Genomic DNA, 22,405 nt, shown 5'->3' with positions numbered 1-22,405 from the left:
GGCCTTACTGGGTCACGAAACTGGTGAACAGCAATTCTTCGATGCATTTTTTGCCGGTCTCGCTGGTCATGACCTTCTGCGCTTCGGCCAGTGCGGATTTCTGCAGCTTCTGCTTGCCGGCCAGGTCGGCCACGTCGGTGGCCTTGACCTGCGACAGCAGCATCAGCAGGTGCGCGCGGATGGCGGGGGCGTTCTCGGTGATGAGTTTGAGTTCTTCCGGGTCGCGGGTGACCAGCTGCACTTCGACCTGAAGATACTGCGGGCCGTCGCCGGGATCGGCCAAGTTGACCACAATTGCCGGGTCCATCGGGAAGTACTGTGCCGGCTTTGGCACTTCGGCAACCTTGGGGGCGTCGTGCTTGCCGCCTTTTTCGTCGCCCTTGTGGCCAAGGAAGAACCAGGCGCCACCGCCGGCGGCCGCCAGTACGACCACACCGATGGCGATCAGCAGGATGGGCTTCTTGCCACCCTTCTTCTTCTCGTCCTTCTCTTCGGTCTTCTCGGGTTTCTTTGCGGCTGCCACGGTCTGCTCCAGGGGAATGCTCACCCATTGGATGCAATGCCCGTGCCAAAACTGCGTCGGATTCCTGGCACGGGCGTGCCATGACGTGAAACACCCCCGCAAGCCTTGCGCTGCAGGGGAAAGGGATCAGCCGCGATGGTCCGGCAGGCGGGCGCAACAGCGGCGCCGCGGGCGACTGCGGGGCGTTGGATCAGGCGTAGGCGTCCAGCAATCCACGCTGGCGTAACACCACCGACGGAATTCCGACGGCCGGGCTGTCGTCCAGGGTGAGCCCGTTGCCCTCGCTGCCGCCGCCATTGCGGTTGCCGGACTGGCCCTGCTGTTGCTGGCTCACATCGGCCTGGCCGAGCTGGAAGCCGTTCTGCCCGAGCATGTCGCGCAGCCGTGGCAGGCTCTGTTCCAGCGCCTGGCGGGTGTCGGCATTGGTAGCGGTGAAGCTGGCGTTGACCTTGTCGCCTTCCAGGTGCAGGCGTACCTCGACCGGGCCCATCTCGCTCGGGCTCAGCTTGATGTGGGCGTGGCCGATCTTCTGGTCGGCCAGCCAGCTCAGGCGGGCGCCGATGGCGTCGTCGAAGGTGTCGCTGCCCATCTCCGGGGTCGGGGTGGGCGAGGCGCTGAAGATCGGTGCCGGGTCCTGCACGCGGGTCGGCGTGGGTGCGGCGGCGGTGGGCAGCACGAAGGCCGGGGCATCCGGGCCTGCCGGGGCGGCGCCGTCGTCGTCGGCCGGCGCCAGGGCCTTGGCGGCCATGCTCATCAGCGCGACGGTCTGCGCATCGCCGCTGACGGCGGTGCTGGAGGTGGGCTTGGCCGTCGTGGCCGCCGCCGGCGCCAGTGCACCCAGTGAGGGCAGGGCGGTGGTGGTGACGGCTGCGGTAGCGGGCGCAGCCGCCGCGTCGGTCGGCTGGGCGGTGGCGGTCGGCGTGGTACCGGCGGCATTGGCCACGCTGGCCGCCAGCGCGGCGGCAGCGGCGGCCAGTGCGTCGCCACCCGGCACGGCCTGGGCCAGCAGGCTCATGCCGAACCCGCCCAGGCCCGCCGGCGGCCAGGCGGCCTCGGTGGCTGTGGCGGTATCGGCAGCCGCGTCCTTGCCGTCCTTGCCGTCGCCGCTGGCAGTGGCGGTCTTGCCGGTCGTGCTGGCGGTGCCGCTGTCCTTGGCGGCCGGCTCCTTGGCCGACGCCGCGGGCTTGGCATCGCCGTCCTGCGCGCGCGGGCGGGCGGTGGCGTCGCCGGTGGCATCGTCGCCGTGGTCGTCGTCGCTGCGCGGCTTGTCGGACTGGCCGGGCTTGGGTGCGGCCTGCTTGGCCGGTACCCGCTCGGGCGCCTGCTGCGGGGTGTTGGCCGGATGCAGCATGCGCGCGAACTGATCCTTGGCCGGGTCCTGCTCGGATGCCGGATCGTGATAGCTGGATTTCTTGCCGGTACCGGCGAGCGCGCCAAGACCGGCAGCGAAGGCGGACAGGGGGTTCATGCGGAGTCTCCTTGGCTGTCTTCGGCACGCGCCAGGCGCACGCGGCGGGCGCCCAGATCGTCCATCTCTCGCTGATCGCGGCGTTCGATCACCTTGTTCTCCTGGGCGCGGTAGCTGGCCGCCAGTTGTTCCAGCACCTGCTTCTCGCGGCTGGCCAGCAGCAGGCGGGTGCGCTCGGATTCGACCCGGGCGCGGTTGTTCTCCACCGTCTGGGCCTGCTGCAGCACGGCGCTGTCGAGCCGGTCCAGGAACGCGCGGCGGTTGCTCAGCGCCACGGCGCTGGTGCCGGCCATCTGGCTGTTGGCGTATTCCTCGGCATAGCGGCGCAGTTCTTCCAGGCGCGACTGGTGCGTATCCAGGGTGCGCTGGCGCTCGGCCAGGTCGCGGGCCACCTTGTCTTCCTGTTCCTGCGCGCGACGCAGCAGGGGGTCGATCCGTTTGGATTGCATCATGGACTAGGTCTCGGGTTCCACCAGCCGCTGCAGCGCGGACAGGCTGTCGATCAGATCGGAGGCTTTGTGCACGTCCTGCCCCAGGAACTCGACGATCTCCGGCCAGCGTGCCAGCGCTTCGTCGGTGGCCGGGTCGCTGCCGCGTTGATAGGCGCCGATGGCGATCAGGTCGCGGTTGGCGGTGTAGGCCGAGAGCAGCCGCTTGAGCTTGCGGATGCGCAGGCGCCAGGTGTCGTCGGCGATGTCCTGCACCACGCGGCTGACCGAGGACTCCAGGTCGATGGCCGGATACAGGCCGCTGTCGGCAACCCGACGCGAGAGCAGGATATGGCCGTCCAGGATGGCGCGGGCAGCGTCGGCGATCGGGTCCTGCGGGTCGTCGCCTTCGGTCAGCACGGTGTAGAAAGCGGTGATCGAGCCGCGGCCCTTGGCGCCGTTGCCGGCACGTTCCACCAGCGCCGGCAATTTGGCGAACACCGACGGCGGGTAGCCGCGGGTGGTGGGCGGCTCGCCGACCGACAGGCCGATCTCGCGCTGCGCCTGGGCGAAGCGGGTCAGCGAATCCATCAGCAGCAGCACGTTCAGGCCCTGGTCGCGGAACCACTCGGCGATGGCGGTGGCGCGGTAGGCGCCATGCAGGCGCGCCAGCGGCGGGCGGTCGGCCGGGGCGGCCACGACCACGGCGCGGCGCAGGCCTTCCTCGCCCAGGGTGGTTTCGACGAAATCGCGCACTTCGCGGCCGCGTTCGCCGATCAGCCCGACCACGATCACGTCGGCCGAGGTGAAGCGGGTCATCATGCCCAGCAGCGTCGACTTGCCGACGCCGGAGCCGGCGAACAGGCCCACGCGCTGGCCGCGGCCGATCGGCAGCATGGCGTTGATGGCGCGCACGCCGACGTCCAGCGAGGTGGTGATGGGTTCGCGCGCCAGCGGGTTGATCGATACGCCAGCCATGCCGATGCTGCCTTCGGCGCGGATCGGGCCCTTGCCGTCCAGCGGCGTGCCGTCGCTGTCGATGACGCGGCCGAGCAGGCCTTCGCCCACTTCCACGCCGCCACGGCGGCGCGAGGGCACCACGCGGGCGTTCGGCAGCAGGCCGTGCAATTCGGCGCTGGGCATCAGATAGGTGCGTTCGCCGGCGAAGCCCACCACTTCGGCATCCACCCAGCCACCGTCGACCTCAACCTTGCAGGTGGCGCCCATCGGCGCTTCGCAGCCGGTGGCTTCCAGGGTCAGGCCGACCGCGCGGCGCAGGATGCCTTCGCGGATCAGGGTGCGGCCGGTGGCCGGGTCCAGGCCCAGGCCGCCCAGGCGGGTGGCCAGGCGCAGATTGCGCGCATCCAGCCAGTCGGCCGGGGTGGCTCCCAACAAGGCACTCACAGGCCTGCTCCGGATTTACGCATGACTGTCTCCAGCGCAGCCCGCAGGCGCGCGTCCAGGGTGCCGTCCACGCGCACGCTCTCGGCGTGCACGCGTAAGTCGCCGCGGCTCAGGCTCATGTCCGGGGCCACGCGGGTGGTGCTGCTCGGCGCCAGATGCGGCAGCAGCGCGGTGATGTCGTCCGGATGCAGGCGCACCTCGACCTCGCGGCCGGCGCCGCCGACCGCATCCACGGCCTCGCCGACCAGGTCGGCCAGCAACTGCGGATCGGCCTGGTAGGCGCGGCCGACCAGCTGGCCGGCGATGCGCACGGCCAGTTCGCCGAGCGCGCCGAGCACTTCGTTCTCCAGCCGCGCCAGCGGGCGGGTGAAGTTGTCCAGGATGCCGTCGATCTGCGCGGTGAGGCGGCGCACTTCGGCCTGGCCCTGGGCGAAGCCTTCGGCATGGCCACGGGCGTAGCCTTCCTGCTGGGCGGCGTCCTCGATGGCCTGGATTTCCTCCAGGGTCGGCGGGCGCAGCACCGGCTCCAGCACGGCCGGTTCGTCGTACTCCGGCTCCGGCAGCGCGGGGGCCATGTGCAGGTCCGGCGCCAGCCAGCGGGTGACCACGTCGCTCATACCATCGCCTCCGCACCGGCGCCGCCGAGGCTGATGGCGCCTTCGTCAGCCAGGCGGCGGACGATGGTGAGGATTTCCTTCTGCGCCGCTTCCACGTCGGCCAGGCGGACCGGGCCGCGCGCTTCCATGTCTTCGATCAGGATCTCGGCCGCGCGCTGGGACATGTTGCGGGTGATCTTCTCGCGCACCTTGATGTCGGCGCCGCGCAGGGCCAGGCCCAGGCGCTCGCCGGAGACTTCGCGCAGCAGGGTCTGCAGGCCGCGGTCGTCCAGGTCCACCAGGTTGTCGAACACGAACATCAGATCCTGGATCTTGGTGGCCAGGTCGGCGTCGATCTTGCTGATCTCGCCCAGCACGCCCTGGTCCGAGCCGGTGTCCAGGAAGTTGAGGATGTTGGCCGCCACCTTGATGCCGCCCACGTTGGAGGACTTCAGGTTCTGGTTGCCGGCGAACTGGCGCTCCATGATGTCGTTGAGCTCGCTCAGTGCGTTGGGCGGGATACCGTCCAGCGTGGCGATGCGCAGCAGCACGTCGGCGCGGGTGCGCTCGGGCAGGTTCTTCAGCGATTCGGCGGCCTGGTCGCTGTCCAGGTGGGCCATCACGATCGCGATGATCTGCGGGTGTTCGTTGCGCACCAGGTCGGCCACCGCGCGCGGGTCCATCCACTTCAGGGTGTCCAGCCCGGTGGTGTTGCGGCCCAGCAGGATGCGGTCGATCAGGCCGCCGGCCTTGTCCGCGCCCAACGCCTGGATCAGCACGTTGCGGATGTAGTCGTCCGCGCCCACGCCCAGCGAGGTCTTGCCGGCCAGTTCGCCGTTGAACTCGTCCATCACCTTCTCGACCTGATCGCGCGACACGCCGGTCATGGTGGCCATGGCGATGCCGATCTTCTGCACTTCCTTGGGGTCCATGTGCTTGAGCACTTCGGCGGCGTCGCTCTCACCCAGCGACAGCAGCAACACCGCGGCGCGCTGCACTCCGGTCATCGGTTGTGTTTCAGGCTTCACTGGCGACCCATCCCTTCACGACTTGTGCGACACGTTTTGAATCGGCTTTGACGGCCTCGCGGGCCACGCGCATGCGTTCTTCGTAAGCGTCCGGCAGGGCGATCGGGGTCTTGCTGTCCTGACCGATCTGCGCGGTGTCCTCTTCCAGGCGGGGCATCAGGTCGTCGTCGTCGTTGACCATCCGCACGTCGGCGCTCTGCGGAGTGCCATCGTTGCCAGCCTTGCGTTGCTTGTCCTTGACCGCGGTCACGCCGGTGAGCTGACGCAGGGTGGGGCGCACCACACCGAACAGCAGCGCCAGCACCACCACCGCACCGACCAGCAGGCGCAGACCGTTCTGCACGCGCGGGTCTTCCCACCACTTCGGGCCTTCCTCGCCCACCACCGCTTCCCGTACGAACGGGGCGTTCATCACCGACACCGTGTCGCCACGTGCCGCGTCGAATCCCACTGCCTGCTTGACCAGGCCTTCGATGCGGGTGAGCTCGGCAGCGGTCAGCGGCTGCTCCACCATCTTGCCCTTGGCGCCGGGGCGCGGGACGTTGTCCAGCAGCACCGCCACCGACACCCGCTTGATGCGGCCGGCCGGCTGACGGGTGTGTTGCAAGGTTCGGTCCAATTCGTAGTTGCGGGTGGCGCTCTTGGAACTTTCGGTCGGCGCGGCCGGGGCGGCGGCCTGGCCGTTGGCGGCCGCCGGGGCGCCGGCGATGGCCGGTGCCGGCGGCTGACCGGGGCTGTTGCTGGTCGCGCCGGGAGGGCCCTGCGGGCCGGTGGCGCTGGTGCTGGTGTCGCTGACCTGCTCGCTGCGCAGCTTGGCCGGCTCGCCGTTGTAGAGCTCGCGGGCTTCCTCGACCACCGAGAAATCCATGTCCACGCTGGTTTCCGGGTTGACCCGGCCCGGGCCGGTCATCGGCTCCAGCAGCTCGCGGATGCGCTGGTTGTAGGAGCTTTCCTGGCGGCGCACCTGTTCGAACTGGGCGGCGTGCTGGGCCGCGTCGCTGTTGGGGTCGGCGATGGAGAGCATGCGCCCGCTCTGGTCGACCACGGTCACGCGCTCGGGCGCCATGTCCGGGATGCTGGACGCCACCAGATTGACGATGGCATCGACCTGATTGCGTTCCAGGCCCTGGCCGCCGCGCAGCTCCAGCACCACCGAGGCGCTGGCCGCCTCGCGCTGGCGAGTGAACGCGCTGGGCTTGGGAATGGCCAGGTGCACGCGTGCCTCGCGGACCGGACGCAAGGTGCCGATGGTGCGCGACAGCTCGGTTTCCAGGGCGTGCTGGTAGCGCGCGCTTTCCACGAACTGGCTGACGCCGAAGCCGGGGTCCTTTTCCATCAGCTCGAAGCCGCCGCCGGTTTCCTTGCCGGTCAGGCCGGAGCCGGCCAGCTTCAGGCGGGCGTCGTACAGGCGGTCCTGCGGCACCGAAATTGCACCGGTGGCCTGATCGATCTTGAACGGGATCTGCGCGGTGCGCAGCAGGTCGGCCGCCTCGGCGTTGCCCTTTTCGTCCAGGCCGGTGTACAGCGCCTGGTAGCCGGGCTGCTGCGACCAGAAGAACACTGCCAGGCCCGCTGCCACCGCCACGGCGATCATCGCCATCATGGTCAGCTTGCGGGTGATCTGCAGGCTACGCACACGGTCGAACCACTGGCCCGCCTTCTCGGCGTTCTGGTTCATGTTTTCTTTGCTGATCGCGAGTGCCATGTGTCGTCAACCCTTACAGCGGCATGTTCATGACGTCCTGGTAAGCCTGGACGAGACGGTTGCGGACTTCCACAGTGGCGCGGAACGCCACCTGGGACTGTTGGGAGGCGACCATGACCCGTGCCAGATCGGCATTGGGGTCGCCCATTTCGAAGGCCTTGGCGAGCGCGCCGGACTTCTGTTGTGCCTCGTTGACGCTGCCGAGCGCACCGCGCAGGGTCTCGCTGAAGCTCGGCGCCTGTGTGGCCGGCGTCCCAGCCGCCCCGGCCAGACCCTGGATCTGATTGCCGCGCGCCGCATCGCCGACCGCACCCATCGGGCCCTGGCCCATCTGGGTCTGGTAGCTGCGGATCTGCGAGAGGATGGAGGTGACGGAATCGCTCATGGGTGCGGTCTGCCAGGGAGGCATCCACACCAATGCAAGCGGCGTGCCGAAACTGCGCCGGGATTCCGGCGCTGGTCAGTTCCTGTCGCGGCCGCGGCCGCGTCGCAACGATTGGCTTCCGTTCTCCCGCAGCCAGAATCCCCTTCTCCCGCCTGCCAGGTGTCCCTTCTCCCGCAACCAGGTGTCCCTTCTCCCGCTGGCGGGAGAAGGTGGCGCGTAGCGCCGGATGAGGGCAACACCGCCGGTGCCACGCGCTGCAGGCATGGCAACCCACGCCGCCGGAGTGTCGCGCGCCCCCATCCGCCCTTCGGTTCCCTTCCCCCGCAAGTGGGGGAAGGGAACCGGCAGGCAGCGAATGGCAGTGCAACCGACAGATCATCCGCAGTCAGAAGTCCCTTCTCCCGCAGCCAGATGTCCTTCTCCCGCCTGCGGGAGAAGGTGGCGCGCAGCGCCGGATGAGGGCAACACCGCCGGTGCCACGCGCTGCAGGCATGGCAACCCACGGCGCAGGAGTGTCGCGCGCCCCCATCCGCCCTTCGGGCACCTTCCCCCGCAAGCGGGGGAAGGGAACCGGCAGGCGGCGAATTACAGATCATCCGCAGCCAGGAGTTCCTTCTCCCGCGGCCAGATGTCCCTTCTCCCGCCTGCGGGAGAGGGTGGCGCGAAGCGCCGGATGAGGGCACCCCGGTTGAAGCAGCGTCTCCGCGTCAGTCCGGCAACCAGGCGGCTCGCCAGTTGTCCAGATTGCTGCCGCTCAGCATCCAGTCGCGCCGCACCACCTCGCGCAACGCCGCTCCCTTCGCGGCGGCCGCATCCGGGTCGGCCAGATGCGCGCGGATGGCTCCGATCCAGTCGCGGTAGCGGTTCTTCACCAGCGTCACCGGCAGGTTGCCCTGGTAACAACGCACATCGCTGGCGATCACCGGATAGCCGCAGGCGCCGTACTCGAGCAGGCGCAGATTGCTTTTGCACTCGTTGAAAAGGTTCTGCTCCACCGGCGCCAGCGCCAGGTCCAGATCCAGTGCCGCCAGTGCGGCGGGGTAGTGGTCGATCGGCACGCCCGGCTGGAACTGGTGGATGGACTGGCGCAGCGCGAACGGGTACATGCCCATGAACACCCACTCGACCTCATCGGCCAGCTCGCGCACCACATCGGCGATCAGCTCCAGATCGCCGGTATGGCTGGCGCCGCCGGCCCAGCCGATACGTGGCTTGCCGCTCCGGCGCTCGCTCCGCGCGGGCAGATGCTCCCACCAATGCGGCGGCAGGCGGTTTTCGGCCACGCGGATATCGCGATGCAGCCCGGCGAATGCCTCGGCCAGGGCAGGGGTGGAGACTACGAAGCGGTCCACCAGCCCCAGCCCGCGCCGTACCGTCTTCAGGATGTCCTTGGGCATCTGCGCGCGATGGGCGCTCTTCAGCGGCAGGTTGGGCAGGTAATCGTCCAGCTCGTAGACCTTGAACGCGCGCGACAGCGCCTTCATCCGCCGCATCGCCTCCAGCCGCGCATCGCCGACCTGACGTTGCAGGATCACCACGTCGGGATCCTGACGCGCCAGTTCGGCGATCTCCAGATAGCCGTTGAATAGCACCCCTTCGGCCAGACCGGCCTCGCGCAGGGCGCGCAGCGGCTGGATCACCCGATAATGCCCGCAGCCCTCGATGTCGGCGGGCAGCGCCAATACGCGCGGCAGCGGCCGCCACGACTGCAGCGGCCGCCAGCTGGCACGCGGGTCGGCCAGCGCAAAGCCGGCGCCCGGATCCAGCGAGAACCCGGGGTTGTAGGCCGGGTCGTTGGCCATCAGCGGCAGCCAACGGGCGTACATCGCTTCCTCGTCCAGTGCAGTGGCCGCAGGCGGCTCCAGCGGATCGATGAGCAGTTGCGCGCGCGCTGCAAACACATTGAGATAGCCGGCCTGGTGCAGGCGCAGACACAGGTCCGCATCGCTCCACCGCGCCAGTTCCGGCTCCAGCGCAAAACCGCCGGCCTCCAGGAACAGCTGGCGCGGCAGCATCAGGCATTCGCCGCTGAGCGCCGCATAGTTCTGGTCCAGCTGCAGGCGCTGCAGATAGCCCGGTTCGTCGAAGGCGCTGCCCTCGAACACGCGCGCCACCGGCGCGCCCAGGCCCAGCAGCAGGCCGGCGTGATGCACGGTGCCATCACCGCGCAGCAGCTTGCCGCCTACCGCGCCGACCTCTGGCCGCAATGCATGGTTGAGCAGTTGCTCCAGCCAGTCCGCCTTCATCACCGCGGCGCCCGCAGCCAGCCACAGCAGCATGTCTCCACGCGCATGTTCGGCGGCGGCATTGCAGACCGCTTCCCGGCGGGGCGTGGCATCGAAGCGCAGCACGCGGATCTGCTGCATGCCCAAGGATTCGATGCCGGCCAGCCAGTCGCGCAGTTCCGGCTCGCTGCCGCTGCGGTCCAGCAACAGCACTTCGTAATGCGGGTAGGCCGTGTTGGCCAGGACGCTTTCCAGGCAGCGCTGCATCTGTGGCAGGCGTCCATCGATCAGGACCAGAATGCTGACCAGGGGCTGCTGCGCGTGCCGGTAATCCAGCGCATGCCGGCCCGGGCCGGCGCCGTGCACCTGCGCATCCACATAGCCGCGGGCGGCCAGATGGCGTGCAATGGCCAGCCGTTCGTCGGCATCGGCATGCCGTGTCTGCGCAGCGGCCATCAGCAGCGGCTCGGCGACATGCCGCACGCAGGCCAGCCCGTAGCGTTCGACCAGCCCCAACTGGTAATCCAGTTCGAAAGCCGCGCCGGGGCCCGACGGAAAACCGCCGTCGGCCAGCAGCGTGCGCTGGCGGAACAGCCAATGCCGCGACAGCGTGGACGGCGCGCTCAGCAGTGCATCCAGATAAAGCGCCGGCCGCAACGCCAACCCCAGCTGCGTGGTGTCCAGCGCCGCCAGCTCGTCGGCATAGACCGCCTGGCAGTCGTCGCCGACCGCGAGCAGGTCCAGCGCCACCACCGTCAAGCCGCTGGCGGTGAACACCGCGCCGGCGTCCACCAGCAACACCCAGTCGATACCCTGCTGCGTGGAGATCGTGCGGTTGAGCGTCGCCACCAGATCGCCGTTCTCGATCAGGACCCCGCGCTCGGCATCGCTGACCTGCGCCGGCGAGGCGCTGAGTACCCAGGTCTGCTGATTCACATAGCTGCCTGGCGCCTGCAGGCTGGCCAGGGTGGCGGCCACAGCGGCGGCATCGCCGTCGCGGTCGATCAGCATCACCGCAATCCGTGGTCCGCCGGCATGCGCCTGCAGGCGGGCGTCGATCAATGCCCGTTGCACGTCGCTGGGGTGGCGCACGCCCAGCCAGGTGGCCGGCGACACCTGTTCGGCCATGCCGGCGCTGCGCATCAGCGCATTGACCAGGTCCACCGACTTGAACACCCGTGCCTTGTGCGGACTGAGCGGGGCCACGCGCACCTGCCGGTTATCGCCGGTCTCGCGCCGCCAACCAAGCTGGCGGATGCCCTGGCGCAGATCCTCATGGCCCTGATCGCCGACCCCGACCTGATCGCGGCCGGCCTGGCTGAACTGCGCACTGGAGACGCGGAACTGCGTCAGCGGGCTGGCCAGGAACGCCAGGTTGCCGTGGCGCAGCAGCTTGACGTAGATCGCCAGATCGCCCACCCAGTCGATGGCCTTGCCGTTCAACGCCATCAGCCCGTCGCCCAACGTCACCAGATCCGCACGCCGCGTCAGTACGCAGCTGGGTTCACCGATGAAATTGATGGTGTGGTCGGCCAGGAACGACACCAGCTCCGGCCCATCGATCAGCACATCGTCGGCGAACGGGAAGCAGGTGGCCGGGATGTCCGGCAGCGGCTCGCCATTGTCATCGATGCGTTGCCGGCGCGAGGAGGCCATCGCCGTGCCCGGGTTGCGCTCGATCGCCGCCACCAGCTGCGCAATGCATTCCGGCGCCAGCACATCGTCGTCGTGCAGGAACTTGACGTACTCACCTTGCGCCAGGCCGATCCCCTTGATCGTACTGACGAGCTCGCCAAGCCGCGGCGTATTGCGGTGATAGCGAATGGGGAAGGGCGCATCCGCCAGCCTGGACGCCAGCACCGCCTCGATGGCGCCGTCGCCATTGTCGTCGCAGATCACCAACTCCAGCGCCGGATAGGTCTGCCCCAACACACTCTCCAGCGCCTGCGCGAAGTACGCAGCCTTGTAGGTGGGCATGACGATGCTGACGAGGGCAGGAGAGCTCACGGGCGGTCGTCCGAGTTGATCATTCAAGAGTTATCCGATGCTAGACGCGATGCCGGAGCGAATCGGTCCGATCACCGCGGAAGGCAGCGATCATCGAACTGGTCGAGAGCCAATGCAATATGCATGCCGCTCGCGTCATGACGCGTCGCCATCGGGAGCAATGGCTGCGATGGCACTGTGTTGTCCGTCGGCGAGCAATGCCGTCCTGGCTACGGAAGTAACCAGTGCGCTTCGTCACGGGTAGTGTGGAGCAAGAGAGCCAAAGGTGGCTGGTCGGCGGGGCACTGGAGTTCGGCAGCATTCGCCAGATCCATCGCATGCGCTACAAATGGGGCGCTCAGCAAAAAACGCCACCTCGACGACCCATGCGTGCCTCGCTCGCCTGCACGGGTGTCGTCGATGAAAACATCCTCGACCGGTGAGCGGTGATGCCAGACAAGGTTACCGAGTGCTGCGATGCAGCTCTCTTACATGTCAACGATGGACGCGTCGAGGGGCACAGTGCATTCGAGATCTGGGCCGATGGGCAGTCAGAGGCCGGTGGGCAGTCTATCCAAAACATCGTAGGTCATGTTGATGCTGCCGTTTCCGTTCGTTACCAGCCAAACACCATGGCCAGGGGGAAGGTAGACCTGATAGGGGAAATGGTCCGAGGGAGGAGCAACGCCGAGGAATATCACCCTTTTTGTTCCGTCCCCATATCCAGATGGCGCCGATGTATCGGCGTAGACGGCAAGGCCTATTGCAGATGAAGCGCCACTCAGGCTGCATGTGCGAATCACGAGGCCGTACTGGTTGGTGGCAGGAGAAACAATTTGCGTGACCACGTTGGCTGCAACGCCAATATTCGCGAATTGAGTTCCTATCGGAACGATCGTTGTCTTGCCCGAGATTTCCATGGTGGTTGCCTCGCTTCAGAGTATTGATGAGATGCGTCAATGGAATGATATTCGTCGAGTTCTTACCTTGCGTTTCGAAAAGTGACGCGTGCGCCGAGCCATGACACTACCTAGGGCAGAATAAGCTGGCAAGTCAAATTTTTCGCCGCGTCAAAAAGTCCGGCTCATGTCGTTAACTGACGGGTCTTTATCATACTCACGCAAGTTGATGTTGACGTTGACAGTCTGACGGGTCTCCGACAGCGTGAGCAGGCTCTATGCTTTTCAATGAGTCCGATGTCTCCGTGGATTCAGGAAGGGTCGAGTTGAGAAGAAAATTTTGCGGTGGTCACTCATCGCTCTATTTTTCAGGGTTTGAATTTTCCTTGGCCTACTCCGCCCAGGGTGGCGGTGCGGCACCGGCGACGGGCGATGCGTACAGAACCAGGTCGTAATAGTGGCCGGGAGAGTGCTGGCGTAAACGGAAGTGATAGCCATCCACTAATTTGTCTAATTGTTCAACGATATCCAACAGGTCCTGCGCGTAGTGGTACACACAAATGGCCATGCGGGGGCGTTGGGTGCGGATGAGGTTAGAAGCGCCTTCTAGTGCCCTGGCTTCGAACCCTTCGATGTCCAACTTCAGTAGCGTCAGCTTCTCCAATTCATCGTCCAGGCGTGTAGTGATCACGGAGATTCCGCCACCCGACGATACATGGCTGGAAACAGTGCCGGTCTCCTCGAAGCGCAGCGTCGTCTGTTCGTTGGAGATCGCCTTTCTGATGGCCTTGAAATTATGCGGGGGAAGGGGAGAGGCACTCGCGATGCCCTCCAGTTTTTGAAAGTTGATGCCATCGGGTTCGAAGGCGGTGATGCTTTCGTAGCGATAGCGGGATGCTTCTAGAAACTTGCGGACAATAGGGCCCTGGAAGGCGCCACCATCGCAGAAATGTTCACGCTGGCCTAGCTGGAATGTGCTGCTGTCGGCGTATTCCGAAAAGTACTCGTTGATCGGCGTCGCCCAGCAGTCCAACAGAAGGCTGGAATCGTAGGTTAGGCGGAACAACAGGTTGCTGTAGAGCGTAAAGACACTGAAATCGTCGTCCAGTCGATCCGCAAAACGCAGAAATTCGTCCAGGCGCAGAAGCGTCCGCTGGCGGTAGACTTGCGCAGGCTCGTATACGGCGAACAGCCCGCAATGCGCAACTGCGAGGCAGGCATCGACCCTTTCAATGCCTGCTTGCTCGCAGAGCTTGCGGGTCAAGCCCGACTCTCCTGGGCTGTAAGAAAAATCGATGGCCAATGCCTGGGGATGCTGAGCCGCCTGTTCGATGAACCGGCGCGAACTCCACCGCGGCACTCCATGAATGGAGTCGCCGTCGCTCGGTTGGTCATCAACGGCTGCAATGACATGGCTTGGGCGTTGGACGATCTGTGGGCCATAGATGTTGCCAATACCCGAGCGCGGTTGGAGCAGAAACAGGGGGCGCTGCTCGAAACGTGGAATCAGCGGATCAACGGAAGGCGCAACGCTCAGTTGCTCAATGCCCGCGCTGGTGCAGAGGTCATGTGCAAATGCGCGTCCGCGTGGGCTGCAAGAGAAGTCGATAGCGATCGCTTCTGCATACTGCCCCGCCTTGGCAAGAAACTCCTGACTGCTCCAGCGCGGCGCGCCGTGGATGCGGTCCAGGTGGATGCTTTGGTCATCAATTGCGGCAACGACATGGTGCAGGCCGGCAACGACACTGGGGCCATGCACCATGCCGGCATAGGACTCGGGGGCGACGAGGAATACAGGGCGGTTTGCAATCGCGGATAGGCTTGAAACGACACCGTCAAGTACAGGGCGCTCCTGCTCCGCAATACTGAGAATCCGTTGGCGAAGCTGCTCATTTCTGGAGTTCATGAACGTCTGTCCCGTAGGTATGAATGGGGGTGTCGTAGTGGGCGTCGAAATAGATCTTGGCAGGGACGTTCTCGCGGTGGACATGCGGTCAGCCAAGTTCAGAGCTCCGTCCTGCCGTGACGCCCCCGCGTACGACGGCGCCGGTCCGCCGGAAGGAGAATGTCATCTTCGCGGATCGGTACCGGCAATGGCAGCGCGTGCTTAGCGCAAGTGCCGGCGTAGATCGTCCCAGTCCAGCAGGTCCGTGGCCACACCGCGCGCGGCCAGTAGGTCTGAGTACTGCTGTAAATCGTAGGACAACGCTGACCGCAGCGAGTCGAACTTCGGTGCGTCGAAGTCGGGCTTCTGCTCATCGAAGGACAGGTCGCGGCTGGTGAAGCCAAACTTTACTTCATCCGTCTCAGGTACCTCTCCGACCAGCCTCGATAGGAACTTTACACGGTTCGCCTCTTCTTTCAGCTTATCGAGTGAGATCAGAATCAGGTCTTCCGGACGGTACCGATCGAGGAAGCACCTAATACTGGCGTAGTAGAAGCTCGCCATCAGGACAGACATGAAGGGGAAGCTCCGGCGAGTCATCAGGAATGCTGCTTCGTAATCCAGCCGGCCTGCGAAGTCTCCTTGTCGGAGTCTATCGATCTCTGCATCGAAATGACGCTCGACGTAACCAGAGGAAGCCCGGGGGAACATGCGTAGGTGGAAGATCTTCTGTTCCTGGTAGGCAGTGGACGCGGTGATCTGTAGCAGCCGTGTCCCATCCGGGGCCGTGGTAGTTCCAGAGGCTTTCAGGTAGCTGTTGGAAAGCGCCAGCGATTCACTGTCCTGGAGGGCGTTGATTTTCTTCATGCGGTAGGAACTCCAGGTCCGCTCGAAGGGGTTGCGCAGGCATAGCACGATCCGGGTGCCATGTTCGGGTAACCGCGAGATCGCATAGGGATTAAGAGAATAGCCGGTGCTGGCATCCAGCCACGGCAGTTTCGCCTGTGCAGGCATTGACGGCTGTATGCCGGAAATCAGATAACCATGCGGTTCCTTGATGTCCTCGACTAGATACTCTGCGATCCCGTTTTTGGTCAGCCAGCCGGCCAGGGAAGTGGTCCCACATTTCTCCATGCCGGAGAGGAATATGTATTCGGGTTTCATTGTGCGAAAGGCGTGCGGCCCGGCTCCTCTATTACTTTCCGTAGACTAGAATGGGTTCGTCATAGCGGGTGTCGTACACCGTGCGGCTGGGCACGTCCCGGTCATACAGCCATGGCCAGCCCAGTTCGCAGTGGCGGCCGATCTTGACGCCAGGGCCGACCACCGCTCCCATGCGCAGGATGGCGTGCGCGCCGATCTCGGTGCCGTGGCCGATGCTTACGCCGATATCGCACCAGCAGGAGGCGCGCAAATGCACGCCAGAACCGATCTTGACCCCGCTATGCAGCACAGTGTTGTAGTCGATACGGCTGCCCGCGCCAACCACCACGCCGTCGCCGATGAAACAGTTGCGGCCGATCACCGCATCGGCAGCGATCACGGCCGACGTGCTGACGAAAGGCTCCAGGCTAAAGCCACGTGCCATCGTCAGCTGCATCAGCTCCATGCGTTTGAAATTGCCGAAGCGTTCGTCGAAAGCCACGAACATGGCCCCGTCGGCCGGACTCAGTCCATCTAGCACGCCAAGATCGAACTCGTGTTCGGAATCTTGTGTTACCTCGATCCTGATGACGTTCTCTTCCTGGCACGCCTGCTTCCAGGCGTAAAAGGCCAGGTCGAGGTAGTCGCTGCTGCCGATGATCCACCTAGATCTCATGTTCGGTCTCCATCAGCATCGTGTACCAACGCTCGACCAGGCGATTCATGGATTCATAGGCTCCCTGGGTGGGTAGCGGGGCGTCTGTATGCAGTGCCGCCTGCACCCGCTCCATGATGTCCACATCTTCGCCCACTACCACCTTGCTGCCGTGCATCTGCGCAAGCAGCACTTGGCTGGAAGAACCGTAAGGCTGTTTCTTGCGGGCACTGAACCAATAGATTTCCAGGTCGGTCCGGTCCGGTGCGACGGGGATGTGGTGTTCCAGGGTGAAAGAATAGCCGCCGTTGGAACTTGCGATATGCATGTTCGGGAAGGCCAACCAGTTGAAGTAGGCATCCTGCTCGCCCCAGCGTTCCACTTTCTCGTGCCAGCCAAAGTGTTGAAGGTTGGGTATGGGGGCATCCGGGCCGCCGAAACTGAAGCGGCGCATTTCGCGCCTCAAGGCGGCGGGCGAGCTGTCTTGCAAAGCGTCCATCGACTCTTTGGCTTGTTCTTCGTTTACTCCGGCAACGAAGCTGACACTCTTGGCTAAGGTCCTCGGGTGGACGAAGCGCGGATGATTGGCATCCCGAAGATTTTCGTAAGCGAGTTTCCAGTTGTACCGGCCACGCCATGTGGTCACCATGACCTCAGTGTCATAGGCGTTGGAACTGCTTTCCAGCAAGGCGATGAAGTCTGCCGGAAACTGCTCCTCGATTGGCATTGGATTGGGATCGAGGTTGACGAACAGCAGGTTGCCGATGGCGCGCAGTGAGAACTCGCGCAGCTTCAGCTTGTCCTTGTCACTCCTGTCCAGGCGGTAGATCGCATCGCAGTCCGGGATGTTCTTTACCCGGCCTTGGTCGTCGTAACTCCAAGCGTGGTAGGGGCACACCAACGGCCGGCAACCGATAGCACCGGTTTGAATCAGTGCACTGCGGTGGAGGCAGACGTTCTCGAACGCACGGATTTTGCCGTGGAAGTTCTGTATCACCAGGGGAATGCCCGCTATCTTGCGAGTTATGAAGTTGTTGTTCTCAGTCAGTAGGGTCTTCAGGCCAGTGAAAAGCCAGACCTTGCGAAAAATCTTTGCCTGCTCACGGGCAAAAATCTCTGGTGACAGGTAGTACCTGGGGTGCATTCGCGAGCGCATGAGTCACTGCCTTGTCAAATGTCTTTCTGGAACACGATGCGGGCAGGGTTGCCGAACACGCTGGTGCCGGAGGGCACGTCCTTCACCAGGGCCGAACCGGCGCCGGCCACTTCGCCGTCGTCGATGTGGATGTAATGCACGAATACTCGCAGCGACGCGCTGTACCAGTACCGGGACGAATGCGACTGAAACGCCGCGTGCACTCCAGCTCGAAATTTTGCGTGCTCGTGTAATACGTAGAGTCGAGTGCGTTACGTGTCATAACTAGTCAGGCCTGTCGGGTGAAGATGACACGCGCCGGATTACCCGCTACGGTGCTGTTGGGGGGCACGTCCCTCACCACTACACTGCCTGCGCCGATGATCGCTCCATCGCCGACTTTGACGCCGGGAACTAGCGTGGAGTGAGGATGGATGATCACGTCGTCACCGATGCTCACACCACCGCCGATGAAGACAAAGTTGCCAATCTGCACGAAATTCCCGATTACCACATCATGACCGATGATAGTTGTCGACAGCACGGTGACGAACTCACCGATGCGGCTGTCGGCGCCGATGGACACGCCGACCTCGAACAGGCTGCCGCGTCCGATCGGTGTGGGTGATGCTTCACGCAGTCGCGGCCGCAATACCATGAAGTGAGCGCCACGTTCGATCAACGGGTGGGTGTAGCGACGGCGTGCAGCAGGATCGCCCAGCGCGCAGATGAAGTGATCGTTCTCGACGACCTGGTAGCTGTCTGGATCTCCAAGAATCGGCCATCGCGTCGTAGTGCCGAGCTCGCTACGGCTATCCAGAAATCCTTTGATCTCCCAATCGGTTCCGTACTCGGGATCGTCGTTGTAGGCCATGGCTGCCACACCCCTGCCAAAGCCGCCCGCGCCGATGATCAACACCTGATAGCGTGGTCGACTGCTCATGCGAACTCCACGCCGCCATCCATACTGAAAGCCTGGCCGGTCACTTTGCTACTGGCGTCGGAAAGAAAATACAGACAGGCCAGTGCCACGTCGTTCGGGTCGCCGATGCCCAGCGGATAACGCTTGCGGCTTTCCTCGAACCAAGCCTTGTCCTCATTTATCAAGGATGTTTCCACCAGGCCGGGGCACAGCGCATTGGCGCGAATCTTCCGCCGTGCCAGTTCCAGTGCCAACGGGCGCAAGGTACCGATCAGAGCGGCTTTCGAGCCTGCGTAAGGGCCGACGCCGACTGTGCCGGTGAGCGCTGCGATGGATGAAATGAAGAGCACCGAGCCGCCTGGGCGTAGTGACTGCCGCGCCAGCAGATGCCGTGTCAGCATCACCGGTGCCATGTAGTTGATGTCCATCACCTCGCGCAGAAATTTGTCGCTGACCAGCTTCATCGGCGAAAGCCCGCGAATGCCGGCGCTGTGCACCACGCCGTCGACGGGCCCGCAGTCAGCAGCGAGCTGTTGCACGGCAGTCGCATCGCTCAGGTCGCCAGCGAACAGGCGGTGCCCATCGCCCGGCAACGCGGCCAGGATGGTCTGCAGGCGCTCTTCGTCACGCCCGGCAATCAGCAGCTGCGCGCCCGCGTTGGCGCAGGCCAGCGCCACTGCTTCACCGATGCCTTTGGACGCACCGGTGACCAGCACGGTCTTGCCTTGCAATCCATAAAGATCGCGCAGCAGGGCGTAGACGGTGTCCGAAGCGGGCATGGATGTGTCAAGGCTCATAAGCGGATCGGCAGGGAGATGCCGCCATCGATGGTCAAGTTGCTGCGCGTGATCCAGCGGCTGGCAGCCGAGAGCAGATAGGTCACGCCTTTTGCGACGTCATCCGGGTCGATTCGGCCCAGCGGAGTGAGCGCGATCTTGTCGTCCATGTCGGCGGCGGTGCCAAGCTTTTTCAGCATCGGCGTATCCACATAGCCTGGCGCTACGCAATTGGCACGGATGCCATGCTTGGCCTGTTCCAGCGCTAGCGTTCGCACCGCCGACTCCAGTGCGGCCTTGGATGCGGCGTAGCCGGCCGCCGCCTGCGGGGCGGCACGTGCCGACAATGCGCTTACGTACACAAGCGAAGCGGAGCTCAGCAGCCGTTTCTTGGCCAGCAGTTGCTGGGTCAAAGTGACAGGGGCTAAATAGTTCACCGCCAGCATCTGCTGCAAGTGTTTTTCTGCAGCCATCCGGAACGGTATCAGCGCGGCGATCCCTGCACACGAGGCCAAGCCGTGATAGCCGGGCGCCGCAGCCAACAGCCGCTGCCGTGTGTCTTCTTCGGTAATGTCGCCGGCGATATCACGGTGGCCTGTGCCATGCAATGCCGAAGCCACTGCACGCAGTCGTACTTCGTCGCGGCCGGTCAACACCACGGTAGCACCCAGCCGGGCGCACAAGGTAGCGACGGCTGCGCCGATGCCCGACGAGGCGCCAGTCACCAGAATGGTCTTTTCTTTCAGCCCGAATGCCTCGGTGGTCGCAGCCGCCATGCTCAGGACTCGATCAGGTCTGGAAACACCGCACCCTCGATATCCACCAGGCAACTGCCCCAAGACAAGCCAATGCCGAAGCCGCACAGCAACACGCGCTTGCGTCCGGCTTCCAGTTCCTTGTTGATGCGCGCGGTCATCGTGACCGGCAGCGAGGCGCCGCTGGTGTTGCCGAAGTCGCGCAGCGTCGAAGGCACCTTTTCCACCGGCAGGCCGAGCTTCTTGCGAATGGTTTCGTTGATCATGCGGTTGGCCTGGTGGAATACGAAGTAGTCCACCTCATCCTTGGACACACCGGTGTAGTCGAGCAGCTTCTGTACCGCCGGCGGCACCCGCTGGGTGGAGAAGCTCAGCACCGCCACGCCGTCCAGGATCAGATCCACGCCGCGCCGCCACGCGCCGTCGGGTTCTTCGCGGAAGGGCATCAGGTGCTGCATGCCGACCGGTTCGCGGTGACCACCCACCGGCAGGATGATCGCCCTGTAGCCGCTGCCGTCGCTGTTGAGGTCGAAATGCATCGGCGGCGCATCGGCGCTGAATTCAAGCGCGGTGGCGGTGCCGGAGTCGGAGAAGATCGGGTCTTCCAGGTTGGCGCTGCGGTCGCCCACCAGCAGCAGGCCCTTCTTGACGCCGCCGGCGGCGATCATCGAGCCGAGCAGGTGGATGCCGAACGGGTAGGCCGAGCAGCCCAGGTTGACGTCGAAGGCGATCGTGGCATGCGACAGCCCCAGCCGGTCCTGCAGGATGATGGCGGTGGCGGGAATCGGATAGTCTGGTGACTGTGTCACCACGATCAGCGCGTCGATCTCCTCGCGCTTCCACTGCAGCTTCTCGAGCAGCACTTCGGTCGCATCGAAGGCCAGGTCCGAAAAGCATTGCCACTCCGAGGCCATGCGGCGGGTCTCGATGCCGATGTTGCGCACCAGGCGTTCGCGTTCGGAGCGGATCTGCGGCCGGCAATCGGTAAGGTTGGAGACGACCCGCTTCGGCACGCAGGTCGCCATGCCGGCAAAGCGGACGTTGTGCAGCGTGGAGGTCGCCATGGTGCTTACGCCTCGGTCAGTTTATAGAGATCGCCCACGGTGGTGGCAGCAGTGAGATCTTCGCCGGTGATGGTCTTGCCGTACTCCATGTCGAACATGACGATCACCCCCAGCGCCGCCAGCGAATCCCATTCCGGCAATTCCAGCAGCACGGTGTCCAGCGTGACCTCCACCGGCTCCTGGAAGTCGGTGGCGGAGAGGAAGTTCTCGATAAACGTTGCCTGGGTCATGCGATCTCGCCTGGTTGCCTGTTGAAGTTGCGGGAGTCTGGAAACGCGGTGTTGCGTCTTGCGGTCATGCAGCCTGTTCGCCGGCGATGATGTCGGCGATGGTATCGACCTGATCGGCGCTCAGGCCGGGAAAGATCGGCAGGCACAATACCTGTGCGGCGACCGAGCGCGCTACCGGCAGCCACGCCGGAGCGGAGGAGGGCAGCGCACGATACATCGGAAAGTCGCTGATCAACGGGTAGAAGTACCGTCTTACCAGAATGTCGTGTTCGCGCATCAATTGATACAGCGCGTCGCGCGAGAGCGGGTAGTCGTCCTGCACCAGGATCGGAAAGTATGCGTAGTTGGCGCTGCACTGCGCCGAGCGCGGCAGGCAGTGGATGCCGCGCACCTCGCCAAGCCGCTGCCGATACTGCGCATCGATGGCGCCACGTTGCGCGATGGCCTCGTCGATGTGCTGCAGCTGCAACAGGCCGAAGGCCGCGCTGATTTCGTTCATCTTGCCGTTGATGCCGGGCGCCACCACCGTGGTCTCATCGACGAAGCCGAAGTTCTTCAGATGCCCGACGCGTTGGTAGGTTCTCTCGTCGGGGCAGACGATCGCGCCGCCTTCGAAGGTATTGAACACCTTGGTGGCATGGAAGCTCAGCACGCTCAGGTCGCCGTGGCGCAGGATCGAGCCACCATCGTCGCGCACACCGAAGGCATGCGCTGCGTCGTAGATCACCTTGAGGTTGTAGATATCGGCGATGCGGGTGATGGCGGTGGTGTCGCAGGCGGTGCCGTAGCAGTGCACCGGCATGATGGCGGTGGTCTGCGGAGTGATGGCCGCCTCGATCTTGGACGGGTCCATGTTGAGCGTCACCGGGTCGATGTCCACGAACACCGGGGTGATGCTCTTCCACAGCAGCGAATGCGCGGTGGCCACGAAGGAATAGGGCGTGGTGATCACCTCGCCGGTGATGCGTAGCGCCTGCAGGGCGGTGATCAGGGCGGTGGTGCCGTTGGTCAGCAGCGCCAGATGCGGCACGCCCAGGTAGGCGCACAACGCCTGCTCCAAGGCCCGATGCATCTCCCCCCCATTACTGACGATGCGGCTGGTCCAGATCCGTTCCAGGTACGGCAGAAATTCTTCCAGCGGCGGCAGCAGCGGACTGGTGACGGGGATGGGCATCAATGCCTCGCTGGTACGG

General features: G+C 64.7%; 22 protein-coding genes. 1 reads left to right on the top strand and 21 read right to left on the bottom strand.

Translation table 11 applies throughout. From position 1 onward, the window contains the following. Positions 1-4: 4 nt before the first annotated feature. The 9 genes from LL964_RS06430 to LL964_RS06390 form a co-directional block, all read right to left on the bottom strand. Positions 5-547: a flagellar basal body-associated FliL family protein gene (locus LL964_RS06430; protein WP_208621487.1), complete on the bottom strand. Its 543-nt coding sequence runs from the start codon at positions 545-547 to the stop codon at positions 5-7. Between the two features lie 166 nt (positions 548-713). Continuing rightward, entirely contained in the window at positions 714-1,991 is a 1,278-nt protein-coding gene (locus LL964_RS06425; protein WP_104588623.1) for a flagellar hook-length control protein FliK, read from the bottom strand. Further along, on the bottom strand, positions 1,988-2,443 hold the full coding sequence (gene fliJ / locus LL964_RS06420) for a flagellar export protein FliJ (RefSeq protein WP_104588624.1): 456 nt from the start codon (positions 2,441-2,443) through the stop codon (positions 1,988-1,990). The genes LL964_RS06425 and fliJ overlap by 4 nt, the downstream gene beginning before the upstream one ends. 3 nt (positions 2,444-2,446) lie before the next feature. Beyond that, on the bottom strand, positions 2,447-3,823 hold the full coding sequence (locus tag LL964_RS06415; RefSeq protein WP_104588625.1) for a FliI/YscN family ATPase: 1,377 nt from the start codon (positions 3,821-3,823) through the stop codon (positions 2,447-2,449). Further along, complete coding sequence (locus LL964_RS06410; protein ID WP_104588626.1) at positions 3,820-4,440, bottom strand: FliH/SctL family protein; 621 nt, start codon at positions 4,438-4,440, stop codon at positions 3,820-3,822. Before LL964_RS06410 ends, LL964_RS06415 begins: the two co-directional genes overlap by 4 nt. Then, positions 4,437-5,426: a flagellar motor switch protein FliG gene (gene fliG / locus LL964_RS06405; RefSeq protein WP_104588627.1), complete on the bottom strand. Its 990-nt coding sequence runs from the start codon at positions 5,424-5,426 to the stop codon at positions 4,437-4,439. The genes LL964_RS06410 and fliG overlap by 4 nt, the downstream gene beginning before the upstream one ends. A gap of 10 nt (positions 5,427-5,436) precedes the next feature. Beyond that, positions 5,437-7,152, bottom strand: coding sequence for a flagellar basal-body MS-ring/collar protein FliF (fliF, locus tag LL964_RS06400; protein ID WP_104588628.1), 1,716 nt, complete (start codon positions 7,150-7,152; stop codon positions 5,437-5,439). 13 nt (positions 7,153-7,165) lie between these two features. Then, a complete protein-coding gene (fliE, locus tag LL964_RS06395; RefSeq protein ID WP_167395431.1) occupies positions 7,166-7,537 on the bottom strand; it encodes a flagellar hook-basal body complex protein FliE in 372 nt (123 codons plus the stop codon). A gap of 707 nt (positions 7,538-8,244) precedes the next feature. After that, on the bottom strand, positions 8,245-11,769 hold the full coding sequence (locus LL964_RS06390) for a glycosyltransferase (protein ID WP_279626978.1): 3,525 nt from the start codon (positions 11,767-11,769) through the stop codon (positions 8,245-8,247). Between the two features lie 224 nt (positions 11,770-11,993). Here LL964_RS06390 and LL964_RS06385 point away from each other — a divergent pair, with 224 nt between their 5' ends. Further along, a complete protein-coding gene (locus LL964_RS06385; protein ID WP_146092435.1) occupies positions 11,994-12,191 on the top strand; it encodes a hypothetical protein in 198 nt (65 codons plus the stop codon). A 108-nt stretch (positions 12,192-12,299) separates the two neighbouring features. Here LL964_RS06385 and LL964_RS06380 read toward each other — a convergent pair whose 3' ends face one another. From LL964_RS06380 to LL964_RS06325, 12 genes are all read right to left on the bottom strand, one after another. Beyond that, a complete protein-coding gene (locus LL964_RS06380) occupies positions 12,300-12,668 on the bottom strand; it encodes a hypothetical protein (protein WP_146092436.1) in 369 nt (122 codons plus the stop codon). 370 nt (positions 12,669-13,038) lie between these two features. Next, positions 13,039-14,553, bottom strand: a complete 1,515-nt coding sequence (locus LL964_RS06375; protein ID WP_104588630.1) for an FkbM family methyltransferase — start codon at positions 14,551-14,553, stop codon at positions 13,039-13,041. A 201-nt stretch (positions 14,554-14,754) separates the two neighbouring features. Then, positions 14,755-15,696, bottom strand: coding sequence for a hypothetical protein (locus LL964_RS06370; protein WP_228329390.1), 942 nt, complete (start codon positions 15,694-15,696; stop codon positions 14,755-14,757). Between the two features lie 31 nt (positions 15,697-15,727). Beyond that, on the bottom strand, positions 15,728-16,351 hold the full coding sequence (locus LL964_RS06365; RefSeq protein WP_104588631.1) for a UDP-3-O-(3-hydroxymyristoyl)glucosamine N-acyltransferase: 624 nt from the start codon (positions 16,349-16,351) through the stop codon (positions 15,728-15,730). After that, on the bottom strand, positions 16,341-17,486 hold the full coding sequence (locus LL964_RS06360; protein WP_104588632.1) for an aromatic ring-hydroxylating oxygenase subunit alpha: 1,146 nt from the start codon (positions 17,484-17,486) through the stop codon (positions 16,341-16,343). Before LL964_RS06360 ends, LL964_RS06365 begins: the two co-directional genes overlap by 11 nt. Before the next feature lie 14 nt (positions 17,487-17,500). Next, positions 17,501-17,626: a hypothetical protein gene (locus LL964_RS06355; RefSeq protein ID WP_425478207.1), complete on the bottom strand. Its 126-nt coding sequence runs from the start codon at positions 17,624-17,626 to the stop codon at positions 17,501-17,503. A 128-nt stretch (positions 17,627-17,754) separates the two neighbouring features. After that, on the bottom strand, positions 17,755-18,408 hold the full coding sequence (locus tag LL964_RS06350; RefSeq protein ID WP_104588633.1) for a NeuD/PglB/VioB family sugar acetyltransferase: 654 nt from the start codon (positions 18,406-18,408) through the stop codon (positions 17,755-17,757). Beyond that, the gene (locus LL964_RS06345; RefSeq protein ID WP_208621488.1) at positions 18,405-19,184 is read right to left on the bottom strand and encodes an SDR family NAD(P)-dependent oxidoreductase; all 780 of its coding nucleotides are present in this window, start codon (positions 19,182-19,184) and stop codon (positions 18,405-18,407) included. The genes LL964_RS06350 and LL964_RS06345 overlap by 4 nt, the downstream gene beginning before the upstream one ends. Then, positions 19,181-19,939 carry an SDR family NAD(P)-dependent oxidoreductase gene (locus LL964_RS06340; protein ID WP_104588635.1) on the bottom strand — a complete coding sequence of 253 codons (759 nt, stop codon included), beginning with the start codon at positions 19,937-19,939 and terminating at the stop codon, positions 19,181-19,183. Before LL964_RS06340 ends, LL964_RS06345 begins: the two co-directional genes overlap by 4 nt. Positions 19,940-19,941: 2 nt before the next feature. Further along, positions 19,942-20,982 (bottom strand): ketoacyl-ACP synthase III, encoded by a 1,041-nt coding sequence (locus LL964_RS06335; protein ID WP_104588636.1) that lies wholly within the window; start codon positions 20,980-20,982, stop codon positions 19,942-19,944. Positions 20,983-20,987: 5 nt separating this feature from the next. Then, positions 20,988-21,212, bottom strand: coding sequence for an acyl carrier protein (locus LL964_RS06330; protein ID WP_024939600.1), 225 nt, complete (start codon positions 21,210-21,212; stop codon positions 20,988-20,990). Between the two features lie 64 nt (positions 21,213-21,276). Continuing rightward, positions 21,277-22,386, bottom strand: a complete 1,110-nt coding sequence (locus LL964_RS06325; protein ID WP_104588637.1) for a DegT/DnrJ/EryC1/StrS family aminotransferase — start codon at positions 22,384-22,386, stop codon at positions 21,277-21,279. Positions 22,387-22,405: the final 19 nt, after the last annotated feature.

The organism is Xanthomonas melonis, assembly GCF_020783655.1.
GTDB classification, from domain to species: Bacteria; Pseudomonadota; Gammaproteobacteria; order Xanthomonadales; family Xanthomonadaceae; genus Xanthomonas; species Xanthomonas melonis.
The sequence above is the reverse complement of the archived record's forward strand: the minus strand, read 5'-3'. Positions and strand labels throughout refer to the sequence as shown.